Annotated in this window: 17 protein-coding genes; 5 read left to right on the forward strand and 12 right to left on the reverse strand. The window is 42.9% G+C overall.

Annotated elements, in window-relative coordinates; all coding sequences use genetic code 11:
• Nucleotide 1: 1 nt before the first annotated feature.
• The 5 genes from AB4Z08_RS00255 to AB4Z08_RS00275 all read left to right on the forward strand — a co-directional run bounded on the left by AB4Z08_RS00255 (nt 2) and on the right by AB4Z08_RS00275 (nt 5,982).
• Complete coding sequence (locus tag AB4Z08_RS00255) at nt 2-868, forward strand: DUF4249 domain-containing protein (RefSeq protein WP_441571758.1); 867 nt, start codon at nt 2-4, stop codon at nt 866-868.
• A gap of 24 nt (nt 869-892) precedes the next feature.
• The gene (locus tag AB4Z08_RS00260) at nt 893-1,858 is read left to right on the forward strand and encodes a sterol desaturase family protein (RefSeq protein WP_441571759.1); all 966 of its coding nucleotides are present in this window, start codon (nt 893-895) and stop codon (nt 1,856-1,858) included.
• Between the two features lie 101 nt (nt 1,859-1,959).
• Nucleotides 1,960-2,349, forward strand: coding sequence for a BlaI/MecI/CopY family transcriptional regulator (locus AB4Z08_RS00265; protein ID WP_441571760.1), 390 nt, complete (start codon nt 1,960-1,962; stop codon nt 2,347-2,349).
• A 10-nt stretch (nt 2,350-2,359) separates the two neighbouring features.
• Nucleotides 2,360-4,741, forward strand: a complete 2,382-nt coding sequence (locus AB4Z08_RS00270; protein ID WP_441571761.1) for a M56 family metallopeptidase — start codon at nt 2,360-2,362, stop codon at nt 4,739-4,741.
• 113 nt (nt 4,742-4,854) lie between these two features.
• Nucleotides 4,855-5,982: a C1 family peptidase gene (locus AB4Z08_RS00275; protein WP_441571762.1), complete on the forward strand. Its 1,128-nt coding sequence runs from the start codon at nt 4,855-4,857 to the stop codon at nt 5,980-5,982.
• A gap of 346 nt (nt 5,983-6,328) precedes the next feature.
• Here the strand turns inward: AB4Z08_RS00275 and AB4Z08_RS00280 are convergent, their stop codons facing one another.
• The 12 genes from AB4Z08_RS00280 to AB4Z08_RS00335 all read right to left on the reverse strand — a co-directional run bounded on the left by AB4Z08_RS00280 (nt 6,329) and on the right by AB4Z08_RS00335 (nt 17,779).
• Nucleotides 6,329-6,616 carry an acylphosphatase gene (locus AB4Z08_RS00280; protein WP_133811668.1) on the reverse strand — a complete coding sequence of 96 codons (288 nt, stop codon included), beginning with the start codon at nt 6,614-6,616 and terminating at the stop codon, nt 6,329-6,331.
• 445 nt (nt 6,617-7,061) lie between these two features.
• On the reverse strand, nt 7,062-7,658 hold the full coding sequence (locus AB4Z08_RS00285; protein ID WP_441571763.1) for a 2'-5' RNA ligase family protein: 597 nt from the start codon (nt 7,656-7,658) through the stop codon (nt 7,062-7,064).
• Nucleotides 7,659-7,793: 135 nt separating this feature from the next.
• Complete coding sequence (gene tpiA, locus AB4Z08_RS00290; RefSeq protein ID WP_441571764.1) at nt 7,794-8,555, reverse strand: triose-phosphate isomerase; 762 nt, start codon at nt 8,553-8,555, stop codon at nt 7,794-7,796.
• A 13-nt stretch (nt 8,556-8,568) separates the two neighbouring features.
• Entirely contained in the window at nt 8,569-9,747 is a 1,179-nt protein-coding gene (locus tag AB4Z08_RS00295; protein WP_441571765.1) for a putative sugar nucleotidyl transferase, read from the reverse strand.
• A 68-nt stretch (nt 9,748-9,815) separates the two neighbouring features.
• Nucleotides 9,816-10,067, reverse strand: a complete 252-nt coding sequence (locus tag AB4Z08_RS00300) for a type B 50S ribosomal protein L31 (protein ID WP_079473370.1) — start codon at nt 10,065-10,067, stop codon at nt 9,816-9,818.
• 74 nt (nt 10,068-10,141) lie between these two features.
• Nucleotides 10,142-10,633, reverse strand: a complete 492-nt coding sequence (locus AB4Z08_RS00305; protein WP_089900782.1) for a YajQ family cyclic di-GMP-binding protein — start codon at nt 10,631-10,633, stop codon at nt 10,142-10,144.
• A 93-nt stretch (nt 10,634-10,726) separates the two neighbouring features.
• Nucleotides 10,727-11,461, reverse strand: a complete 735-nt coding sequence (locus AB4Z08_RS00310; RefSeq protein ID WP_441571766.1) for a head GIN domain-containing protein — start codon at nt 11,459-11,461, stop codon at nt 10,727-10,729.
• Nucleotides 11,462-11,502: 41 nt separating this feature from the next.
• Nucleotides 11,503-12,588: a hypothetical protein gene (locus AB4Z08_RS00315; protein WP_441571767.1), complete on the reverse strand. Its 1,086-nt coding sequence runs from the start codon at nt 12,586-12,588 to the stop codon at nt 11,503-11,505.
• Entirely contained in the window at nt 12,572-13,129 is a 558-nt protein-coding gene (locus AB4Z08_RS00320) for a hypothetical protein (protein ID WP_441571768.1), read from the reverse strand. The genes AB4Z08_RS00315 and AB4Z08_RS00320 overlap by 17 nt, the downstream gene beginning before the upstream one ends.
• Complete coding sequence (locus AB4Z08_RS00325; RefSeq protein WP_441571769.1) at nt 13,129-13,695, reverse strand: RNA polymerase sigma factor; 567 nt, start codon at nt 13,693-13,695, stop codon at nt 13,129-13,131. Before AB4Z08_RS00325 ends, AB4Z08_RS00320 begins: the two co-directional genes overlap by 1 nt.
• Before the next feature lie 337 nt (nt 13,696-14,032).
• Nucleotides 14,033-16,510, reverse strand: a complete 2,478-nt coding sequence (locus AB4Z08_RS00330) for a TonB-dependent receptor domain-containing protein (RefSeq protein ID WP_441571770.1) — start codon at nt 16,508-16,510, stop codon at nt 14,033-14,035.
• Nucleotides 16,511-16,843: 333 nt separating this feature from the next.
• Nucleotides 16,844-17,779, reverse strand: coding sequence for a DUF2167 domain-containing protein (locus AB4Z08_RS00335; protein WP_441571771.1), 936 nt, complete (start codon nt 17,777-17,779; stop codon nt 16,844-16,846).
• Nucleotides 17,780-17,792 lie beyond the last annotated feature (13 nt).

Below are 17,792 nucleotides of genomic sequence, written 5' to 3' on the forward strand. Positions count from 1 at the left end.
GATGAAAAAATCATTCTTTCTCATATTATTTGCTGCCATTGCGGGTTTAACCGCCTGCGAAGACAAGGTAGACCTGAACATTGCGAAAGGCACCTCTTTTCCCGTGCTGGATGCATGGATTACCAACGAGCCCGGATTGCAGAAAATAAAGTTCACCATGTCCGTACCATATACGGATAACAACCCGGCTCCCATCATTGATGATGCCCAGATCACTTTATATGACCTGACTACCGGTGCTACCTATCCGTTTTTGTTTAAAGACAAAATGTATAGCTACGATGCAACTGCTAAGCCGATTGGTGTAATAGGACATGCGTACAAACTCCGGATTTTATACAAAGGAGAAACCTTCGAAGCATTAGACAGTATCAAAAGGGTACCCCGCATTGATTCTATCTCTTATGAATTCAAAACAAAAGAAGAATCGATTAGTAATAAAGAAGGTTACTATGCCAGGTTTTATGCCCGGGATCTCAAGGATACCGTAGATTATTACTGGATCCGTTCTTATCGCAATGATACCATCAAACGTTTAGAAGATAACTTCTCAATAGATGGCTCTTATGATGCCGGTGTTTCCGATGGAGATCCGTTTATTTTACCAATAGAAGAAGGAATTACCAACTACAGTAAACCCTTCCTGACAGGTGAAAAGGTGATTGTAAAATTGATGTCAGTAACCTACCCTGCTCATGATTTCCTGACCCAGGTAGATGCCCAGGTAAATGCTGGTGGGTTATTTGCCAAAGTGCTGGAAAACGTGAAGAGTAATATAAAGAATACTACCCCGAAAGGACAAATAAGGATATTAGGCTGGTTCGGCACTTCTGCGGTCAGCAGGGCGGAACGAAGCTTTAGTAAGTAAGTTTTAGGTATAGTTTTAGTGAAAATGCAGCGGAAATTTCCGCTGCATTTTTTTATTAAGCCGGTTCCATCCAATGGCCCCAAAAATTCGTTAACTTCAGTAGCAGAAAGTTACAACGATATGCCTCCCGACCTGATTACATATGCCATTCCCGGATTTGTGCTGCTCTTATTGCTGGAGATCATCTTCACCACTATCGATAAGAAGAATATGTATGAGCCCAAAGATGCCCTCAGCAGTATTGCCATGGGGTTGGGCAATGTATTCATCGGTATTTTTACCAAAGCCGTCATTTTCGGGATTTATCTTTTCCTTTACCAGTTCCGGCTGTTTACATTGGGCTTTACCTGGTGGGCATGGGTTTTATGTTTTTTTGCAGATGACTTCAGTTACTACTGGTTTCATCGCAGCAGTCATACCATCCGGTTTTTCTGGGCTTCTCATGTCATCCATCATTCCTCTGAAAAATATAACCTGGCTACAGCCCTGCGGCAAAACTGGACCGGTAACTTAACCGGCACATTTACATTCTGGCTCTGGATGCCTTTACTGGGATTTCATCCGGTGATGGTGATGAGCATGCAGGCCATCAGCCTGATTTACCAGTTCTGGATCCATACGGAAGTCATCAACAAATTGCCGGCGCCCATAGAATACATTTTCAATACGCCTTCGCATCACCGGGTACATCATGGTTCTGACCTGGATTACCTGGACCGCAACCACGCGGGTATACTAATCATTTGGGATCGCATGTTTGGAACTTTCACACCCGAAAAACAACGACCGGTATATGGTCTTACTAAAAATATCCATAGCTACAATCCTTTCCGTATAGCTACCCACGAATGGGTAGATATATGGCAGGACGTGCGGCATTCCCATTCCCTTCGGGAGGCATGGCATTACATTTTTGATGCACCGGGCTGGAGTGCGGATGGCAGCAGGAAAACGACCAGGCAGCTGCGGCGGGAGCAAAATGGCATCTGAAAGAAAATAATCCTTTAAATTATTTGGCATTTACGAAAACTATCGTACATTCGTTTACGAAGATATTCGTACAACAATAATCATCATTAATACACATTGTTTTGAAACAGATCCGGCCTACAGAAAGTGAATTGGAAATTTTAGGTGTACTCTGGGAAAAGGGCCCCAGCACCGTTCGTGAGGTACATGATATTTTATCTCAAACGAAAGATGCCGGTTATACCACTACACTTAAGCTAATGCAGATCATGCATGAGAAAGCGCTGTTGCAACGCGATACCAGCAGCAAAACCCATGTGTATACCGCCGCCATTTCACAGCAAAAAACACAGGAACAATTACTCAATAAAATGATAGACACGGTTTTTGGTGGTTCAGCTTCTCAGCTGGTCATGCAGGCCCTTGGTCATCATCAGTCATCAGACGAGGAATTGGAAAAGATCCGTGAGTATTTGTCAGCAATAGAAAAACAACAAAAGAACAACAGGTAAATCTGGTACCATGAACTTATTACCTATTACGGGCGACTTTGTACGCGCCCTGGGATGGACGATCCTTCATTCCATGTGGCAGGCATTCTTTATCTATGCCTGTTTACGGATAGTATTAAAACTTTGGCCGCTGGCTGGTGCGAGGATCAGATATAACTTATCACTCTTATCACTCTCCGGCATTTTTACCTGGTTTCTCGCTACGTTGTATATGCATGTACAGCGGCTGCAGGAAGCAAGAGAAACGATTATTCAAATTCACGGTAATATTTCGCTGCAGGGTCCTGTACCCATGCAGGCGGTATATCCCAGCCAGGATCCGTTAATATGGCTGTTTCCCAATCTGGAGTTATGTTTTCCACTGCTGGTAACGCTTTACATAGCGGGCATGACAGGCATGACCATTAAACTGTTCTCCGATCTGTTTCAGCTTCACCAGATCCGCACTACCAGGATAGAGCCTATGGGCGCCGCATGGGATAAGCACCTGGATAAGCTGGCGGCCCGACTGCAAATTCCCCGCAAGGTGAAACTGTTGATCTCCAGACATGTACAGGTACCTGTTATGTTAGGCTTTTTAAAACCACTCATCCTGTTGCCGGTGGCGATGGTCAACAACCTTACTGAAGAACAGCTGGAAGCCGTGTTACTACACGAACTGGCGCATATCAAACGCAATGATTATCTGTTGAATATCTTCCAATCAATTGTTGAAACAATTCTTTTCTTTAATCCTTTTGTATGGCTGATTTCCAAAACCATCCGTATAGAAAGAGAACACTGCTGCGATGACCTGGTAATAGCGAATACCGTACAACCGCTGCAATATGCGCATGCACTGGTTGCGCTGGAACAATACCGGTTGACCGCCAACCGGCTTACCATGGCTGCTGCAGATAGTAAACAACATCTGTTTCACCGCATTAAACGCATCATGGAAATGAAAACAAAACATCTTAATTATAGTCAGAAATTTTTAGCAGTATTAATTATTGCCACCGGCCTGGTATCCATCGCTTGGTTAAACCCTGCCAAAGGAAAGAGCAATGAAACTGAACAAAAGAAAATAGCAGAAAAGCAGCATATCGATTCCGTACCACGCAAAAATGTTACTACGGCCATAGATTATGTTGTGGACCCATCCAGTGCCGGAACCGATCGTTTCAAACAGCAGTTGGATAGTGTGATCATCGATACTGCAGATCCCGCCATTCCAGTACCGCGCACACCTGCAAAACCGGATATCATGCCGGCAGCAGCTCCTGTAGCTGCCCCTAATCCGGCTCCGATGAAACCATTGGCACCCATAGCTCCTTTAAACGGAGAATTGTCTGCCGACTTCACGCCGATAGCACCACAGACCTACAGTTATAACTATAGTTTCCATAAAATCGGAGACAGCACACCCATTGTGGTCTCTTCAAAAGTAAATGTCAATACAAACACCAACGTCCACACAGACGTGTATAGCCCCAATGATGTGCAGGTTGACAAAGAAGAGATCCGCAAACAGATCCGGGAAGCACAACGCAGTGTTCAACAGGCCATGAAGCAGTTGAAAGAAGTGGATATGAAGAAAGTACAGGCGGAAATCCAGGCAGCTACTAAAAATATCGACTGGCAGAGTCTATCTGCCGAAACCCGCAAAGCACAGGCAGAAAGCGTGGCCGCCCTTAAAAATATTGACTGGAACCAGATCAATAAAGCCCAGGCTGAAGCAGCGGCTGCACTGAAAAATATTGACTTCGCTTCCATCAGTAAAAATCTGACCCAGGCTTATACCAGTCTGAATGTAAGTGACCAGGTGCGGAAAGAACTGGACGAAGCCCGCAAAATGGCTGGCAACGCGCAGGAATACACGTCTAATCAATTGGAGGAAGTACGCAGACATAGAGCGGAAGCCCTGGCAGATGCTGCCAGAACAAGACGGGAAGCCGGAAAAACAAGGGAAGAAAATGGCCGGTCAAGAGACGATGGTAAAAAAGAAGCCGCTGAACAAGAGCATGCAGCAGAACAAGCCAGGAAAGTAGCCGCTGAACAAAGGGATGTTGTAGAAAAAGCCCGGAAGACAGCCGCCGAACAAAGAGATGTTGCAGACAAAGCCCGGAAGACAGCCGCCGAACAAAGAGATGTTGCAGACAAAGCCCGGAAAATAGCGAATGAACAACGGGTAGTCGCTGACAGTTACCGGGAAATGCTCCGCAGAATGGAGGCCGACAACCTGCTGGATACAAAGAAGGATTACAACGTGGAAAAAAATGATAAAGGCTTATTTATCAATGGTGTAAAGCAATCCGATAAGGTAGCTAATAAATACAGCAAATACCTGAAAGCAAAACGTGTAAATATAAAAGGATCTTCAAACACTTATAATACCGATATAGAAAACTAATTACTGCCATTCTATTGCAGATTGCATCCGTACCATTACCGTTCATACGGTAATGGTATTTTTTATTATAGCGGTTCACTTATCTTTAGGTTAATTATTTAACAACATAGTATATGAAAGCATTTTGTATTACACTTGCCATGTTTACCGCCATCATGGCGAATGCACAGGAAAAAAGCGTAGTAATCAACAACCTGGTAAATGGAAAAATCAACGCAACTACCCCGGTAAAAAATCAGGGAATGACCGGTACCTGTTGGTCATTTTCATCTACTTCTATGGTAGAATCGGAATGTTTGCGTAAAGGACTGCCAGAGCTGGATCTCTCTGAAATGTTTACTGCCCGTAATGTTTATATAGAAAAAGCAAAAAACTACGTACGGCGGCAGGGCTTTGCCCGTTTTGACGAAGGCGGTCTGGCACACGATGTCATCCAATCTATTGCTGCCTACGGCATAGAACCTGAAAGTGTGTACAGTGGGCTGAAAGGCAACGCCACTACGCACAACCACGGAGAGATGGTGGTAGCCATGAAGAAATACCTGGATAGCATCATTAAGGTTTCACCGGTACCTGATAACTGGGTGACACAATTTACCGGCATTCTGGACAATTACATGGGACAGCCACCTGCTTCATTTGAGTACAATGGCAAAACCTATACGCCACAAACGTTTGCGAAAGAAGTAGTGAAATTCAATGCGGATGATTATGTATTTCTCACCTCCTTTACGCATCATCCTTTCTACAAATCTTTCATCATAGAAGTACCGGATAATTTCTCTAACGGCGCCTACTACAATGTGCCATTAAAGGAACTCACCGGTATCACGGAAACTGCACTGCAAAAAGGTTATACGGTATTGTGGGATGCAGATGTGAGCAACAGAGGATTCGCTTCCAGCAAAGGCTTTGCTTTATTACCTGAACCAGGTGCTTCGCCGAAGAAAGATAGTATCGATCCGGATATGGCAGAACCTTCCTACACACAGGACTCACGTCAACAGCTATACGAAGAATTGATTACGCAGGATGATCACCTGATGCATATTACAGGGATTGAGAAAACACCCAAGGGTAAAACCTTCTTCCTGGTAAAGAATTCATGGGGAACCAATTCCAGCCCATTTGGTGGTTACGTAAATGTTTCAGAGGCTTATTTTGCCGTGAATACAATTACAATAGTGGTACCTAAAGCTGCATTGGATAAGTCTTTACAGAAGAAGTATAGTATTAATTAATACTTATTACAGCGCATACTTTGCGGTATTATCACTCATGCCACATCCGTGTTGCCTGGGGTTATAGTTACCTTTAAGTGTTTTATAGTAAACGCTTATTACACGTGATGAATGCCTAGTGTTTTACCGAAAAAAAGTTATTATATCACCGATGAAAGTGCAACGTTTCATAGCAGGCACCTACTATATCACATGACGAAAGCGCAAAGAAATTTATACGGTCGTATTCAGTTGCATTGCCCCGTTAAATTTCTTTGCGCCTGTTGTCAACAGGTCACGGTTAACTTTTTCTCTGCGATTGATTGACATAGGTATCTGAACACCCGCTGTAAACCGGACCAGGGATTTATGAATAAAGGATAGTAAAGCCTTTAATATGTTGTACGTCGCCAGTTGTAATTTCCAGCTCTTTTACTGCTGCCATGGCAGGTCCTGATTTGCACCAGTCAATAAAATCTTCCATTGCCTGTTCTTCTGCTTCTGCCAGGATCCATACGTTTCCATCCAGCAGATTTTTTACTTGTCCCTGTACATTCATTGAATCGGCTACGCGTTTTGCATTAGCCCTGAATCCTACTCCCTGCACACGGCCTTTCACAATAATTTCCTTGTGTACAATTGTCTTAGTTGCCATAAATTTTATTCGATTAACGCGGTAATTGCCCAATTCCTGACTGCATGTTATACAAATGGAGAAGGACACTCTCAAAAAACATTCTAAATTTCCGCTAAGATACAAACAACTAAAAACTTATTACAAAAGGGAATGAATAGAACAAAGACGAGGAAAGCATTCATACAAACATTAATCTGAACCAGGGTTTACCGGATAATGGATACGCAGCATTATATGAAATTGGGGTGCTAACGGATCAATAACGGTTGCAACTGGCTACCATCCTAGGATAGCAGCTAAGGACTGCAACGCAACAGTATGAAAGGATGGTTAACTTGAGGGAAACAAACACTGATGAACATTGATATAGGGAAGGGATAACAAATTATTTATCCGTCCCAAGTCCATCAATTCTGCGAATCTACCACCCGGCAATCCCTGAATCAGACAATTTTATGGTTGCTTATGCAGCATAATTAAACAACGAACCAACCATGTGTTCAATATCTCCAAATACAAAATCTTTTACACGTTCGTATTTACCGCCTGCAGCAGGCCTTTTCAGCAAACTAAAACAATGACAATTAAAGCTGCGTACAAATATTTGCTGCGCCAGTAATGGCATGACCATATTGACTTCTGCATCATGTAATCCTCTCGCCAGCATAATATGTGGCTTGAAGGTCTGCGGCTTCAATTCAAAAGCCTGCAAAATATTACGGTGCAACTCAATCAGAGGCTTGGGGTTCGCTACATTGATGAAAACACTGTTGTGCCCATCTGCATGCCTGAACGCATCCATTTTAGACGTGTAAATGGCAAAACCTGCCTGTTTACGCGCTACCTCTTCCAGCATGGTAACAAAATCTTCCTGAAAACGCTCCGGGAAGGCTGATCTGAACAATGCCACATGAACCGGCGCTCCCGACATTCCTGTATCGTTTAACTCCGCAGCTACAAACTGCCGGATACGGGTCACGTCTTTAGATACCAAAGCATCCGGATTCACTACCAATAAATAATCAAATAACTCTTCCGAAATTTCATAATTCGTATTCATAACCTGATATTTTAATTCTCCCTGTTAGAATGACAATACGAATATACAACCTTTTTTCAGAATTACTAATTTTTTTAGCATTTTTTACTAAAAAAATACGCAGCTTTACTAACTGCGTATTTCTCAATTATTTATTTATGACAGCTTTTCTATAATCGCCACAAAATCAGCAGCCACCAGAGAAGCACCACCAATAAGGCCTCCGTCTACATCAGGGCAGGAAAACAGCTCTGCTGCATTACCAGGCTTCGCACTGCCTCCGTATAAAATAGAAGTATGTAAAGCTGCTTCGCGGCCAAATTTATTAGCAATCTGTGAACGAATAAATGCGTGCATGTCCTGTGCCTGGGCAGAGCTGGCGGTAAGACCAGTGCCGATAGCCCAGATAGGTTCGTAGGCAATCACCACCTGCTTAAGTTGTTCTTCTGTCAGATGAAACAGGCTCTCTTCCAGCTGCTTCGCTACATAGTCATTCTGTGTTTCCGCCTGTCTTATTTCCAGGGGTTCGCCACAGCAGAAAATTGGTTTCAGTCCATTGGCCAGTACCTGGTCGATCTTCTTTGCCAGCATTGCATTACTTTCCTGGAAATATTCTCTTCTTTCAGAGTGACCCAGAATCACATAATCCACTCCTATTGATTGCAGCATTTCTGCAGATACTTCTCCTGTATAAGCACCTGATTTTTCACTTGCGCAATTCTGTGCGGCTACATAAAAACCAGGATAGTTTTTCAGCAACGCCTTTGCTTTCAGCAGATAAGGAAAAGGGGTAGCCACTACTACTTCCTGTCCTTCTTTCAATGTCAGTCCTGCCTGCAGAATGTCATTGATCAGCTGCTCGCCCTGTGCCAGCGTAAGATTCATTTTCCAGTTACCTGCAACAATTTTCTTTCTCATAAATACTGTGATATTAAGTTTTAAGGTCTTTCTGTTTTACTAATTCATATACCGCTTTCAATACCTCACTATCCTTTTCTGACAAGGCTTGTCCCTTTAAAACCATCCAGTTGCCGGCATCTTTCAGGGCTTCTTCCAAACGGTAGGTATCGTTGCCGCCCCAGCTGAAAGAAGGCACAAACTTAGGCGGAAAATGCCCTCCAAATACATTGCTGGACACACCTATCACCGTCCCGGTATTCAACATCGTATTAATGCCGCAACGACTGTAATCCCCCATCAGCACCCCACACTTCATGCCTGCTGATACCGCCTCCCCATGCGCTTCCATCCATACTTTTACGGTGGATACATTGTTTTTCAGATTGGAACAGGAAGTATTAGCCCCGAGGTTGCACCACTCTCCTATTACGGCATCTCCCAGGTAACCATCATGCCCCTTGTTGGAATAGCCAAACAATACACTGTTTTTGATTTCACCACCACCGGTAGAAAAGGGGCCAAGGGTAGTAGCCCCGTATATTTTTGTACCCATTTTCAACACCGCCCCTTCTCCCAATGCAAAAGGTCCCCGGATAAGACAACCTTCCATCACTTCCGCATTTTTCCCTATATAAATAGGCCCTGTGCTGGCATTGAGTACACTGCACTCTACCTTAGCGCCGGGCTCCAGGAAAATATCCGTATGATTGATTTGTTGATTGGTGTGTGATAAGAGAGCCGATGTCCGGCCTGCTGTCAGTAGCTTATAATCTGCCCTGATTGCTTTGTCGTTGAGCGCAAAGATATCCCAAGGCTTATAAATTCCCAGTACTTCTCCCGGATAATTTTTCCGGTCGCCCGATAATAACATGGGAGGCTCTGTTCCCAACACCGCTTTGGCCAGTAACTGGTCATCTTTATACAGTTCCTGATCCGGTTGCAGCGCCGCAATGGCAGCTACCAACCCGGCATCCGGTAATATATGTCCGCTCAATAATATGTTTACAGCCTGGCCGTCTTTGTGCAGCAAAGGATATTTATTCTGTAAGTGCGGTACAGTAAAATGACTAACTCCTGTACCCAGCCAGAGTTCCCATTTCTCCTGTATCGTGAGTATTCCTACTCTGCAGGCGGCGATGGGTCTTGTATGCGTAAAGGGGTATAACAGTTCACGTACAGGCGTGTCAAAAAGAATATAATTACGCTCCATAAGGGGCTAAAATAGAAAATCCCATCGATAAGCCGATGGGATTTCCCTAAAAATATTTTACTTAGAAACTATGCTTTCTTAGCGTAGCGCTTGTTGAATTTGTCAATACGTCCTGCAGTATCCACCAATACGTTCTTACCAGTATAAAAAGGGTGAGAAGTATTGGAAATTTCCAACTTGATCAACGGATACTCATTGCCGTCTTCCCACTTTGCAGTTTCTTTGGAAGGAGCAGTAGAGCGGCTTAAAAAGCTCTCACCGTTTGACATATCTTTAAATATCACAAATCTGTAACTTTCTGGATGGATTCCCTGTTTCATATCAAAATTATTGTAAATACAGGGTGCAAAGTTAACTAATTTTCTTTAACACCCAAAGATTATTCGTAAAAAAATCAGGATTTCATATTTATATACTGCAAAGGTATGCCCAGATTGGCTTCCTTCGCTTTCTGTATAACTTCCTGTAAGTCATCAATTTTTTTGCCGGTTACCCGTACAATATCGTCCATAATGGCCGCCTGTACCTTCAACCCGGCATCTTTAATCATTTTCACTATCTTCTTGGCATCTTCCTGTTTGATACCGTTACGCACAGGTATCTCCTTTTTAAACACCTTCCCACTCTGATAAGGCTCCTTGCTTAAATCGTAAATAGAAGCATCCAGCCCCTGGCGCATTGTGCGACTCACCAATACATCCAACACCTGACCCAGCTTCATGTCACTATCTACTTCTATATTAAGCACCAGTTCTTTCTTATTCAGCTCTATTTCCACATGTGAACCCTTGAAATCAAACCTGTTGGTAATTTCTTTCTTCACCGTGTTAATCGCATTATCCAGTGTCTGTAAATCTACTTTGCTAACAATATCAAAGGACGGCATAACTAAAAATTTTATATTCGAACAGCAAATATAAAAAAGAAAAAGCAGGTAGAGAACTACCTGCCGCATATATACTCTAAATCTAACTTGTTATTAAATCTTACTGATCCGGCCCATGCCTGATATGGCCTTTGTTACGCCCGGATCTCCTTTATATTTTACGTTACCCATACCGGAAATGCTTACATCCAGTTTCTTCTGGGCAAACACCTTTGCTTTACCGGTACCGGAAATGCCGATTTTTACATCATTGACAGAGAAATCCAGGGCCTCGATGTCGGCCGAACCAGAAATACCATATTCGGCACTTTCTGAACTCCCCTTCAGCTTTACATTACTGGCGCCGGATAATCCTACTTTCAGGGATTGCACTTTGATGTCCAGATCAGCATCTGCAGCGCCGCTGAATTGCAGCCGAATCTGATCACTGCTTAAAACACCGGTACTGGTAAACCCACCCGCACCACTGGCAGACAACTTATCGACCTTCTGCAAGGTTACATATACCTTGATCTCTTTGGTAGGTTGAATATTATATCCCTTTTTAGAATGGATACTCAGCTCACCTCCGGAAATGTCTGTAATAATATAAGGCAGCAGGTTTTCTTCTGCTTCTATCTTGATACTATGCGTGTTTCCCTGTGTGATAATTACTTTATACACACCAGAAGTACCGATATCTGTAAAAACAGATGCATCTCTCGATTCCTGTTTCACATTTCCATTACCCCTGATCTTTTCCTCTGTTATATGTTTAAAGGAAGCAAATACACCGGCGGCTAACAGCAATGGCAGCGCGATCATCAAATACGTGGCGAATCGTTTCATAGTGTAACTGTATTTTTAAGATTTTAGAATGATGCTATATTTTAGAAAATATCAAGATTAACATCGGAGTTTGTTCCCTGTATTTTTATATAAGGAGATGACTCACTCCCACCACCTGCCTGTGCTGAAAAATTCAATGTGGAGCCTCTCTTGTTAGATACGGTGTTCTTCAGCTCCAGTCCGCCTGTATCCAGGTCCCCATTGACCAGGTTTGCGCGAATGCTCAGCGGTTGCCTACGGGAAAAAGCCATTTTCAAGTCAGAATAGGTCAGCTGGAAATCAGCCTGTTTAAAGCCATTCCCCACTTTCAATACCTTTACATCTCCATAGGTCATTCTCATGTTCATCCCCTGCTGCAGTTCGGCTACTCTTACATCAGAGTAGGTACAACGGCCCTCTACCCAATCTGCTGCTTCTACTTTATAATCATCATAGTTAGCGGCTATCTTCAGACTTCCCAGTTTGCCCACCGTATATTCGCTGTAGTTAGAGCTGGTTTCAAGTGCTTCCAGCTTATCGGCACGTATCGTAGAATAATTGCCTCTCACACTCACTTTACCAGCTTTCCCGATTTTTCCTTTATCACAATAATTGATTTTAAAGGTGAGGTCTTCAGCTTCCCGGATATCAAACGTACAATAGTTCATATCCAGCATAGCAGGGAATGTAAACTTGTCCGCCATCACATCTCCAAACTGATTCTCTACTACCAGTTTTTGCAGACTTTGCGGAATATATACATCATAGTCAATATTCACATAATCTTTGGAATCCATTTTACCACCCCAGGAAAACCAGCTGGAACCTCCTTTACTAGGGCTATATGCGGTACGCATAGAAATCGCAGTGCTACTGCTTTTATCAGTGTCAATATCTACCAGTTCTGCGATAGACCGGGCCTGCTCGTCCGTTTTGCCAAAGCCGGTAATAGTAATGGTCGCTTTAATTTCATTCTTGTTCCAGGCATGAAAAATAATCTTACCATATTTATTCGCAATGCTTAAAGTAGCATTGTCGCTTACTGTAAAATCTTTAACGATTGTTTTTTTGTAAGCCGTCCCTCCATTGTGAGCCTGTGCCAGTAACGGAAGCAACAGGAATAACAAGCATTTAAATCTCAGCTTCATATTGCTTTTTTGTGTGAGCGGGAGTTACACGTTTATGCTGTAACTCTTCCAATATTTTGTCAAGTAAATCCAGCTTCAACTGGTAGTAGCGCACAAGCGCAGCGCGGATTCTTTCATTGCCGGGATTGTTCTTTAATTCTTTTTCCAGCGCTTTATAAGTATCGTTGCGAAGTTCAAGTTCTTTACGGGCGGCGCTGTCCAATCCCAGTTCATTCACCGGATAAGCATTGATCAGCTCCAGCTTTTCGTTTATACGTGAGGTATAGTATGCTTTTGCTTCCTGCATCTCAGGCGCTATTACTGCCAGCTCCTGTTGCTGATGCTGTTTATGTTTGGCAAAATAAAACAAGGCACCGGCATTTACCAGTAATACTAATATGACAGCTGCTTTAAACCAGTTTTTCTGTAAAAGCTGTACTACCCTACCTTTGCGTTGATTATTCAGTTCTTTCTCCATTGCCTCCCAAACCCTTGGTGAAGGTCCGGGCACCTCAAATTCTTCACGGTGCTGTTGGATAAAACTTTCAAAATTGTCTGGCATTAACGAGTTACATTTTGCTGTTTTACAATTTGCCTTACTTTCTCTTTGGCACGCATATACTGCGTTTTCACGGTAGACTCGGTGATACCCAGCATTTCTGCTATTTCCCGGTGTGAATACTCCTCAAAAAGATAGAGATTCAATACGGTACGATATCCCTGCGGTAAACCATGAATGGCAGATTTTACGGCTGCAACGGTCCAGGTAAACTGGGCTTCGTCTACTCCCTCTTCTGTCATCACTTCCACTTCGTCTACATCTTCAAAATACACTTTCTTTTTACGAAGTGTATTTAAGCAATGATTTACCACGATCCGCTTAATCCAGGCACTAACGCTGTTATCACGTTCCAGCTTATGAATGTGCTTGTGCACCTGGATGAAAGCCTCTTGCAAGGTGTCTTCCGCATCGCTCACATTATTTGTCATACGCAGACAGATATTATACATAGCAGCAGCGTACGCGTCGTACAATTCACGGAATGCGCGAACATCCCCTTTTTTGCAGCGGTCTACTACATTCTCTGCTATTTGCGTTTGATTCAAGTTAGTGGCTGATGCTTTCATTATAAAGACAGTAATTGTAAAAAAGGTTGCATGTCGTTGAAAGGATTTTCCGGCTTATTGTGACTTTAGCCCGTCTTCAAAACAGCTACGACTCTCTTATCTATTTAATTATTAATTATTTATAGAGATGGATGAAAATTATATCTGGTATAAAATATTTTCCAAAATTATACTAATGTCCTGTCCGTTGCTATCAAATTACACCAAAGGGCTCTTTTCTGTGACGAAACCAATATATCCCTGGTCCGGAAGTTTGAAAGGAAAACGCAGCCCAATGAGAGGCTACGTTTTTCCATCCTTTATATACCTAAAAAACCATCTTTAGGACAGGGGGCCGTTAGTTACCACCCTGTTTTACACGATTTTGTTCTGCTTCCAATCCTGTCTGACGGGTACGGGCGGCCTTTACGTTTGTGTTTCCAAAACGATAGTTAAAGGTCAGTCTCACCTGCCGGCTATCCCGACCACTCGATACAGAAGTGTATTTACCTGCATTTTCAAAAGATCCGCGGAAGTAATTGGTTTTGAAAACATCGGCCACGTTCAGTTTCAGGGAGCCTTTACCTTTCAATACTTTCTTTGATATACCCAGATCCAGTGAAGACATAGATTTCATTCTAAATAATCCTTCATTGGTTACCTGCGGCGAAACATAGAAGTAAGTGACTTCGGCTGCCATATCTTTATTAATGGTAAATGTTTGTTGTGTGCGGCCAAAGAACCCGCCGGAAGAGAGTTTTACCGGATTATTATTTACTACCGTTTCATATTTTCCGTAGGAAACAGATACAGTGGTAAAACTCATCCACCATTTGGTTATAGGCATTGGCAAAGAGATATTCAGGTTGAAATTATCAGCATTGGCCACGTTCATGTATTTGTACCGGAGAATGGAAGTATCTCCTGTTGACTTATCCACATCCGCTTCCAGGATCCTGGTCATCATATCTTTTGTACGTGAATAGCCAATAGAGGTGATCAGGAATTCCTTGAAAGTATGTGTGATTTCAAAGTTGTTGGAGTATTGTGGTTTCAGATTTGGATTACCTGCTTCCTTGGTATATCTGTCCAGGTAGAATTCAAATGGATTAAGATCTTCGTAGCTTGGACGCTCAATACGACGGCTATAGCTGAATCCAAGGGTATTGCTTTTGTTCAGGGTGTATGTCAGCGCCGCACTTGGGAACAGATTAAAATAAGAGGAGTCATTTTTCACCACCTTATTTTCCTTGCCCTGCATGGAGGTGGAGTTACCGGTAATATGGGTTTGTTCTCCCCGCAAGCCTAACTGCACATTCAATTTCTTATACTGTTTGTTGAAGTTAATATAGGCAGCATTGACATTCTCTTTATATATAAAATGATTGGAGCGGTTTTCATCCAGTATCCAGTTTCCGCTTCTTAATGAATCAAAACGTGCATCGTTATCCGTAGTCACAAAGCTCACTTTCACACCTGCTTCCAGCTTGGCCTGGTTTTTCAGGGGGTGTACATAATCAATCTTGGCAGTTTTTATTTCTATGCTGGAAGGTTGGTTATTACGGGAAGTATCTGCGCCCAGCATTCTTTTTCCTTCTACATCACGGGAAATTGCATAGATACTGTTAAACTGTTTGTCGGTGTTCCGTGCATAATCCAGATCCACGTTCAGTTCTTTACCAGTGCTATCCAGGATACCACGATAGTTCACGTTGTAAGCGCCTCTTTTCCATTTAGCATCGTAGTTGGTGTTGGTACTTAAAATAGAATCTACAGTTTTACCATTACCTATTTTGGTCACAGAGTAAGAAGGAAATTCACGGGTTCTGTATGCCAGATCCACCATTACGCCAATGGTATGTCCCTTGCTGATGAAATAATCTGCTCCGATTTTACCACCATGATAATCAGATGTTTGTTTCATGTTGTTTATCTGGTCGTATACGCTAAGTCCTTTATTATCCTGAATAGAGCGATAAAGACCCAGATCCTGCTGTTGCTCACGGTGACTATAATTATAGGAGCCGAATATGTTAAACTTTTCGTTCCGGTGATTCAGGTTTAGTCCACCGTTCATGCGGGGCCATTTACCGATAGCTCCACCCAGGGTAATATTACCGTTAGTGCCGTAGCTGGTGTTCTTCTTTAATTTCAGATTAATGATTCCTGCGTTACCGGCCGCATCATATTTGGCGGAAGGATTGGCAATCAGTTCGATCTGATCAATATTTGTAGCTGGCATACTTTTCAGCAATTCGGCCACATCTTCCGGTGTCATGTTGGTGGGTTTGCCATCTATCATAATAACCACGCCTCCCTTGCCTTTCATGGAAATATTACCATCCTTGTCTACATTAATAGTTGGCGATTTTTCCAGTACTTCCATTGCAGAGCCGCCGGAAGCGGTGATGCTGCTTTCCACGTTTACCACCATTTTATCTGCTTTCTGCTCTACAAATGGCCTGCGTGCGGTTACATCGATGCCTTTCAGTGCTTTGGAAGCAACTTCCAGGGACAGGGCTGGTACCCGAACAGAGCTGCCGGCAACATCAAACACTTTGCTATATGCTTTGGACATACCAACGGACACAGCCGCTATCAGGTATTGACCTTGTTTTACCTGTTCAAATTCATACTTACCATTGATATCTGCGATGGCTCCTTTCACCAGGGAAGAATCTTTTGCTTTTAATAAGGTTACGGTAGCGAACTCTACAGGTTTATTACCTGCCTGATTAACTTGTCCGGCTACGCCAGGGGTATTTTGAGCCATGGAGGTTAAAGCTGTAGCTAACATGCTCATTGTTAATGTTATAGCTTTAAAACTTGTTTTCATATAAGGGCGATTTAGAGTGTTAGATGTTGTTTGGTCTTTTAAATACATACTTTTTTAGATCCTTAGCTTATATACTACAGTAGTTAGACTTACTACAGTAGATTAACTACTACGATGTAAAAGTAGGTATTATGTATTACACAGTACATAGCATTACACAAGCGGTCTATAGAAAGGGACGAATGGTAAAAAACTATGGAACGATTAAAAAGACGACTGAGGAGAAATAAAGTTGCACGAGATCCTGCCCTATATAAAATAGCGGTGTTAATACAGGATGACCGGTATTATAAGGGGATAAGAAAGTAGGAAGATGGTAAAGGAAAGGGCTGCTTAATTCAGTCGCTCATCAAAATCCATCATTTTACGATAGGTAGGCTTGCGGCGATGATGGTAGAAATGCATCGCATATATAAATAAGACCATGCATAGGAATACCAGCAACATTGATAAGGTACTGCGTAACCCTAATAAAAGGTTATCCGGAGACAATACCCTGCTGCTGATAAACACTTCTTCAGGTGTCCAGCGGGCAGATGGGTCTGTACGGGGATTAAAATCTGCGTAACTATTTCCATTGGTAAAATGCGCCTGGGAGGCAATCTGTTGTAACTGTTTCCTGATTTTCACGATGTCACCCGCTTTACCAATAGCGGTAAAACAGAGGGAACCTCTTCTACCCAGGAGTCGTACTTCATAATTAAGTACAGGAGGGGTGATTCCGTCAAAATGCAATATCCTGGCCCAGTGCAGGGTGAGACTGTTTTTATCAAAATAAGGAGGGAATGCCCAGTCCATACTGGTAATTACTCCAGCCCCTTTACGACTGCGTAATACATTTACATTTTTCAGCTCCTCCTTCATGTCATGGAGCAGTTTACCATAATTGATCTTCCCGGCTTCCCGTTCGTCCAGGTATCCGGAAGGTTCAAAGGAAATCACAAAGCCACGGAAATCCTTATCCATAGGACCTGCCCTTTCTGGTAACAGCACGCCCAGCGTATTAGGATTTTCGGGATTACCCCATAAAGATTCTACTAGCAACCGGCTTTGGGCAGCATCCAGCAAGCGGAATCCTTCCGGCACCTGCAAAGTAGCTCCTTGTCCCAGTTCCTGTTCACCCACCTTATAAGAAAAAGATGCCACTATAATGTCAGACGAATCCAGCTTGTCATACCTGTTCAGACTATCTTCCCTGGATAATCCGAGGGATTTGAGGCTGATAGTCAAACAAAAAAACGCGATGAAGCTGCAATAAAACGTACGCATAACTCTAATTAAA

It is taken from the genome of Chitinophaga sp. RAB17 (genome assembly GCF_052114225.1).
GTDB lineage: Bacteria > Bacteroidota > Bacteroidia > Chitinophagales > Chitinophagaceae > Chitinophaga.

Excerpts from the sequence above, each read along its gene's own strand:
- AB4Z08_RS00255 (WP_441571758.1), top strand. The coding sequence starts at position 2 with ATGAAAAAATCATTCTTTCTCATATTATTTGCTGCCATTGCGGGTTTA.
- AB4Z08_RS00260 (WP_441571759.1), top strand. The coding sequence starts at position 893 with ATGCAGCGGAAATTTCCGCTGCATTTTTTTATTAAGCCGGTTCCATCC.
- AB4Z08_RS00270 (WP_441571761.1), top strand. The coding sequence starts at position 2,360 with ATGAACTTATTACCTATTACGGGCGACTTTGTACGCGCCCTGGGATGG.
- AB4Z08_RS00275 (WP_441571762.1), top strand. The coding sequence starts at position 4,855 with ATGAAAGCATTTTGTATTACACTTGCCATGTTTACCGCCATCATGGCG.
- AB4Z08_RS00280 (WP_133811668.1), bottom strand. The coding sequence starts at position 6,616 with ATGGCAACTAAGACAATTGTACACAAGGAAATTATTGTGAAAGGCCGT.
- AB4Z08_RS00285 (WP_441571763.1), bottom strand. The coding sequence starts at position 7,658 with ATGAATACGAATTATGAAATTTCGGAAGAGTTATTTGATTATTTATTG.
- tpiA (WP_441571764.1), bottom strand. The coding sequence starts at position 8,555 with ATGAGAAAGAAAATTGTTGCAGGTAACTGGAAAATGAATCTTACGCTG.
- AB4Z08_RS00295 (WP_441571765.1), bottom strand. The coding sequence starts at position 9,747 with ATGGAGCGTAATTATATTCTTTTTGACACGCCTGTACGTGAACTGTTA.
- AB4Z08_RS00300 (WP_079473370.1), bottom strand. The coding sequence starts at position 10,067 with ATGAAACAGGGAATCCATCCAGAAAGTTACAGATTTGTGATATTTAAA.
- AB4Z08_RS00305 (WP_089900782.1), bottom strand. The coding sequence starts at position 10,633 with ATGCCGTCCTTTGATATTGTTAGCAAAGTAGATTTACAGACACTGGAT.
- AB4Z08_RS00310 (WP_441571766.1), bottom strand. The coding sequence starts at position 11,461 with ATGAAACGATTCGCCACGTATTTGATGATCGCGCTGCCATTGCTGTTA.
- AB4Z08_RS00315 (WP_441571767.1), bottom strand. The coding sequence starts at position 12,588 with ATGAAGCTGAGATTTAAATGCTTGTTATTCCTGTTGCTTCCGTTACTG.
- AB4Z08_RS00320 (WP_441571768.1), bottom strand. The coding sequence starts at position 13,129 with ATGCCAGACAATTTTGAAAGTTTTATCCAACAGCACCGTGAAGAATTT.
- AB4Z08_RS00325 (WP_441571769.1), bottom strand. The coding sequence starts at position 13,695 with ATGAAAGCATCAGCCACTAACTTGAATCAAACGCAAATAGCAGAGAAT.
- AB4Z08_RS00330 (WP_441571770.1), bottom strand. The coding sequence starts at position 16,510 with ATGAAAACAAGTTTTAAAGCTATAACATTAACAATGAGCATGTTAGCT.
- AB4Z08_RS00335 (WP_441571771.1), bottom strand. The coding sequence starts at position 17,779 with ATGCGTACGTTTTATTGCAGCTTCATCGCGTTTTTTTGTTTGACTATC.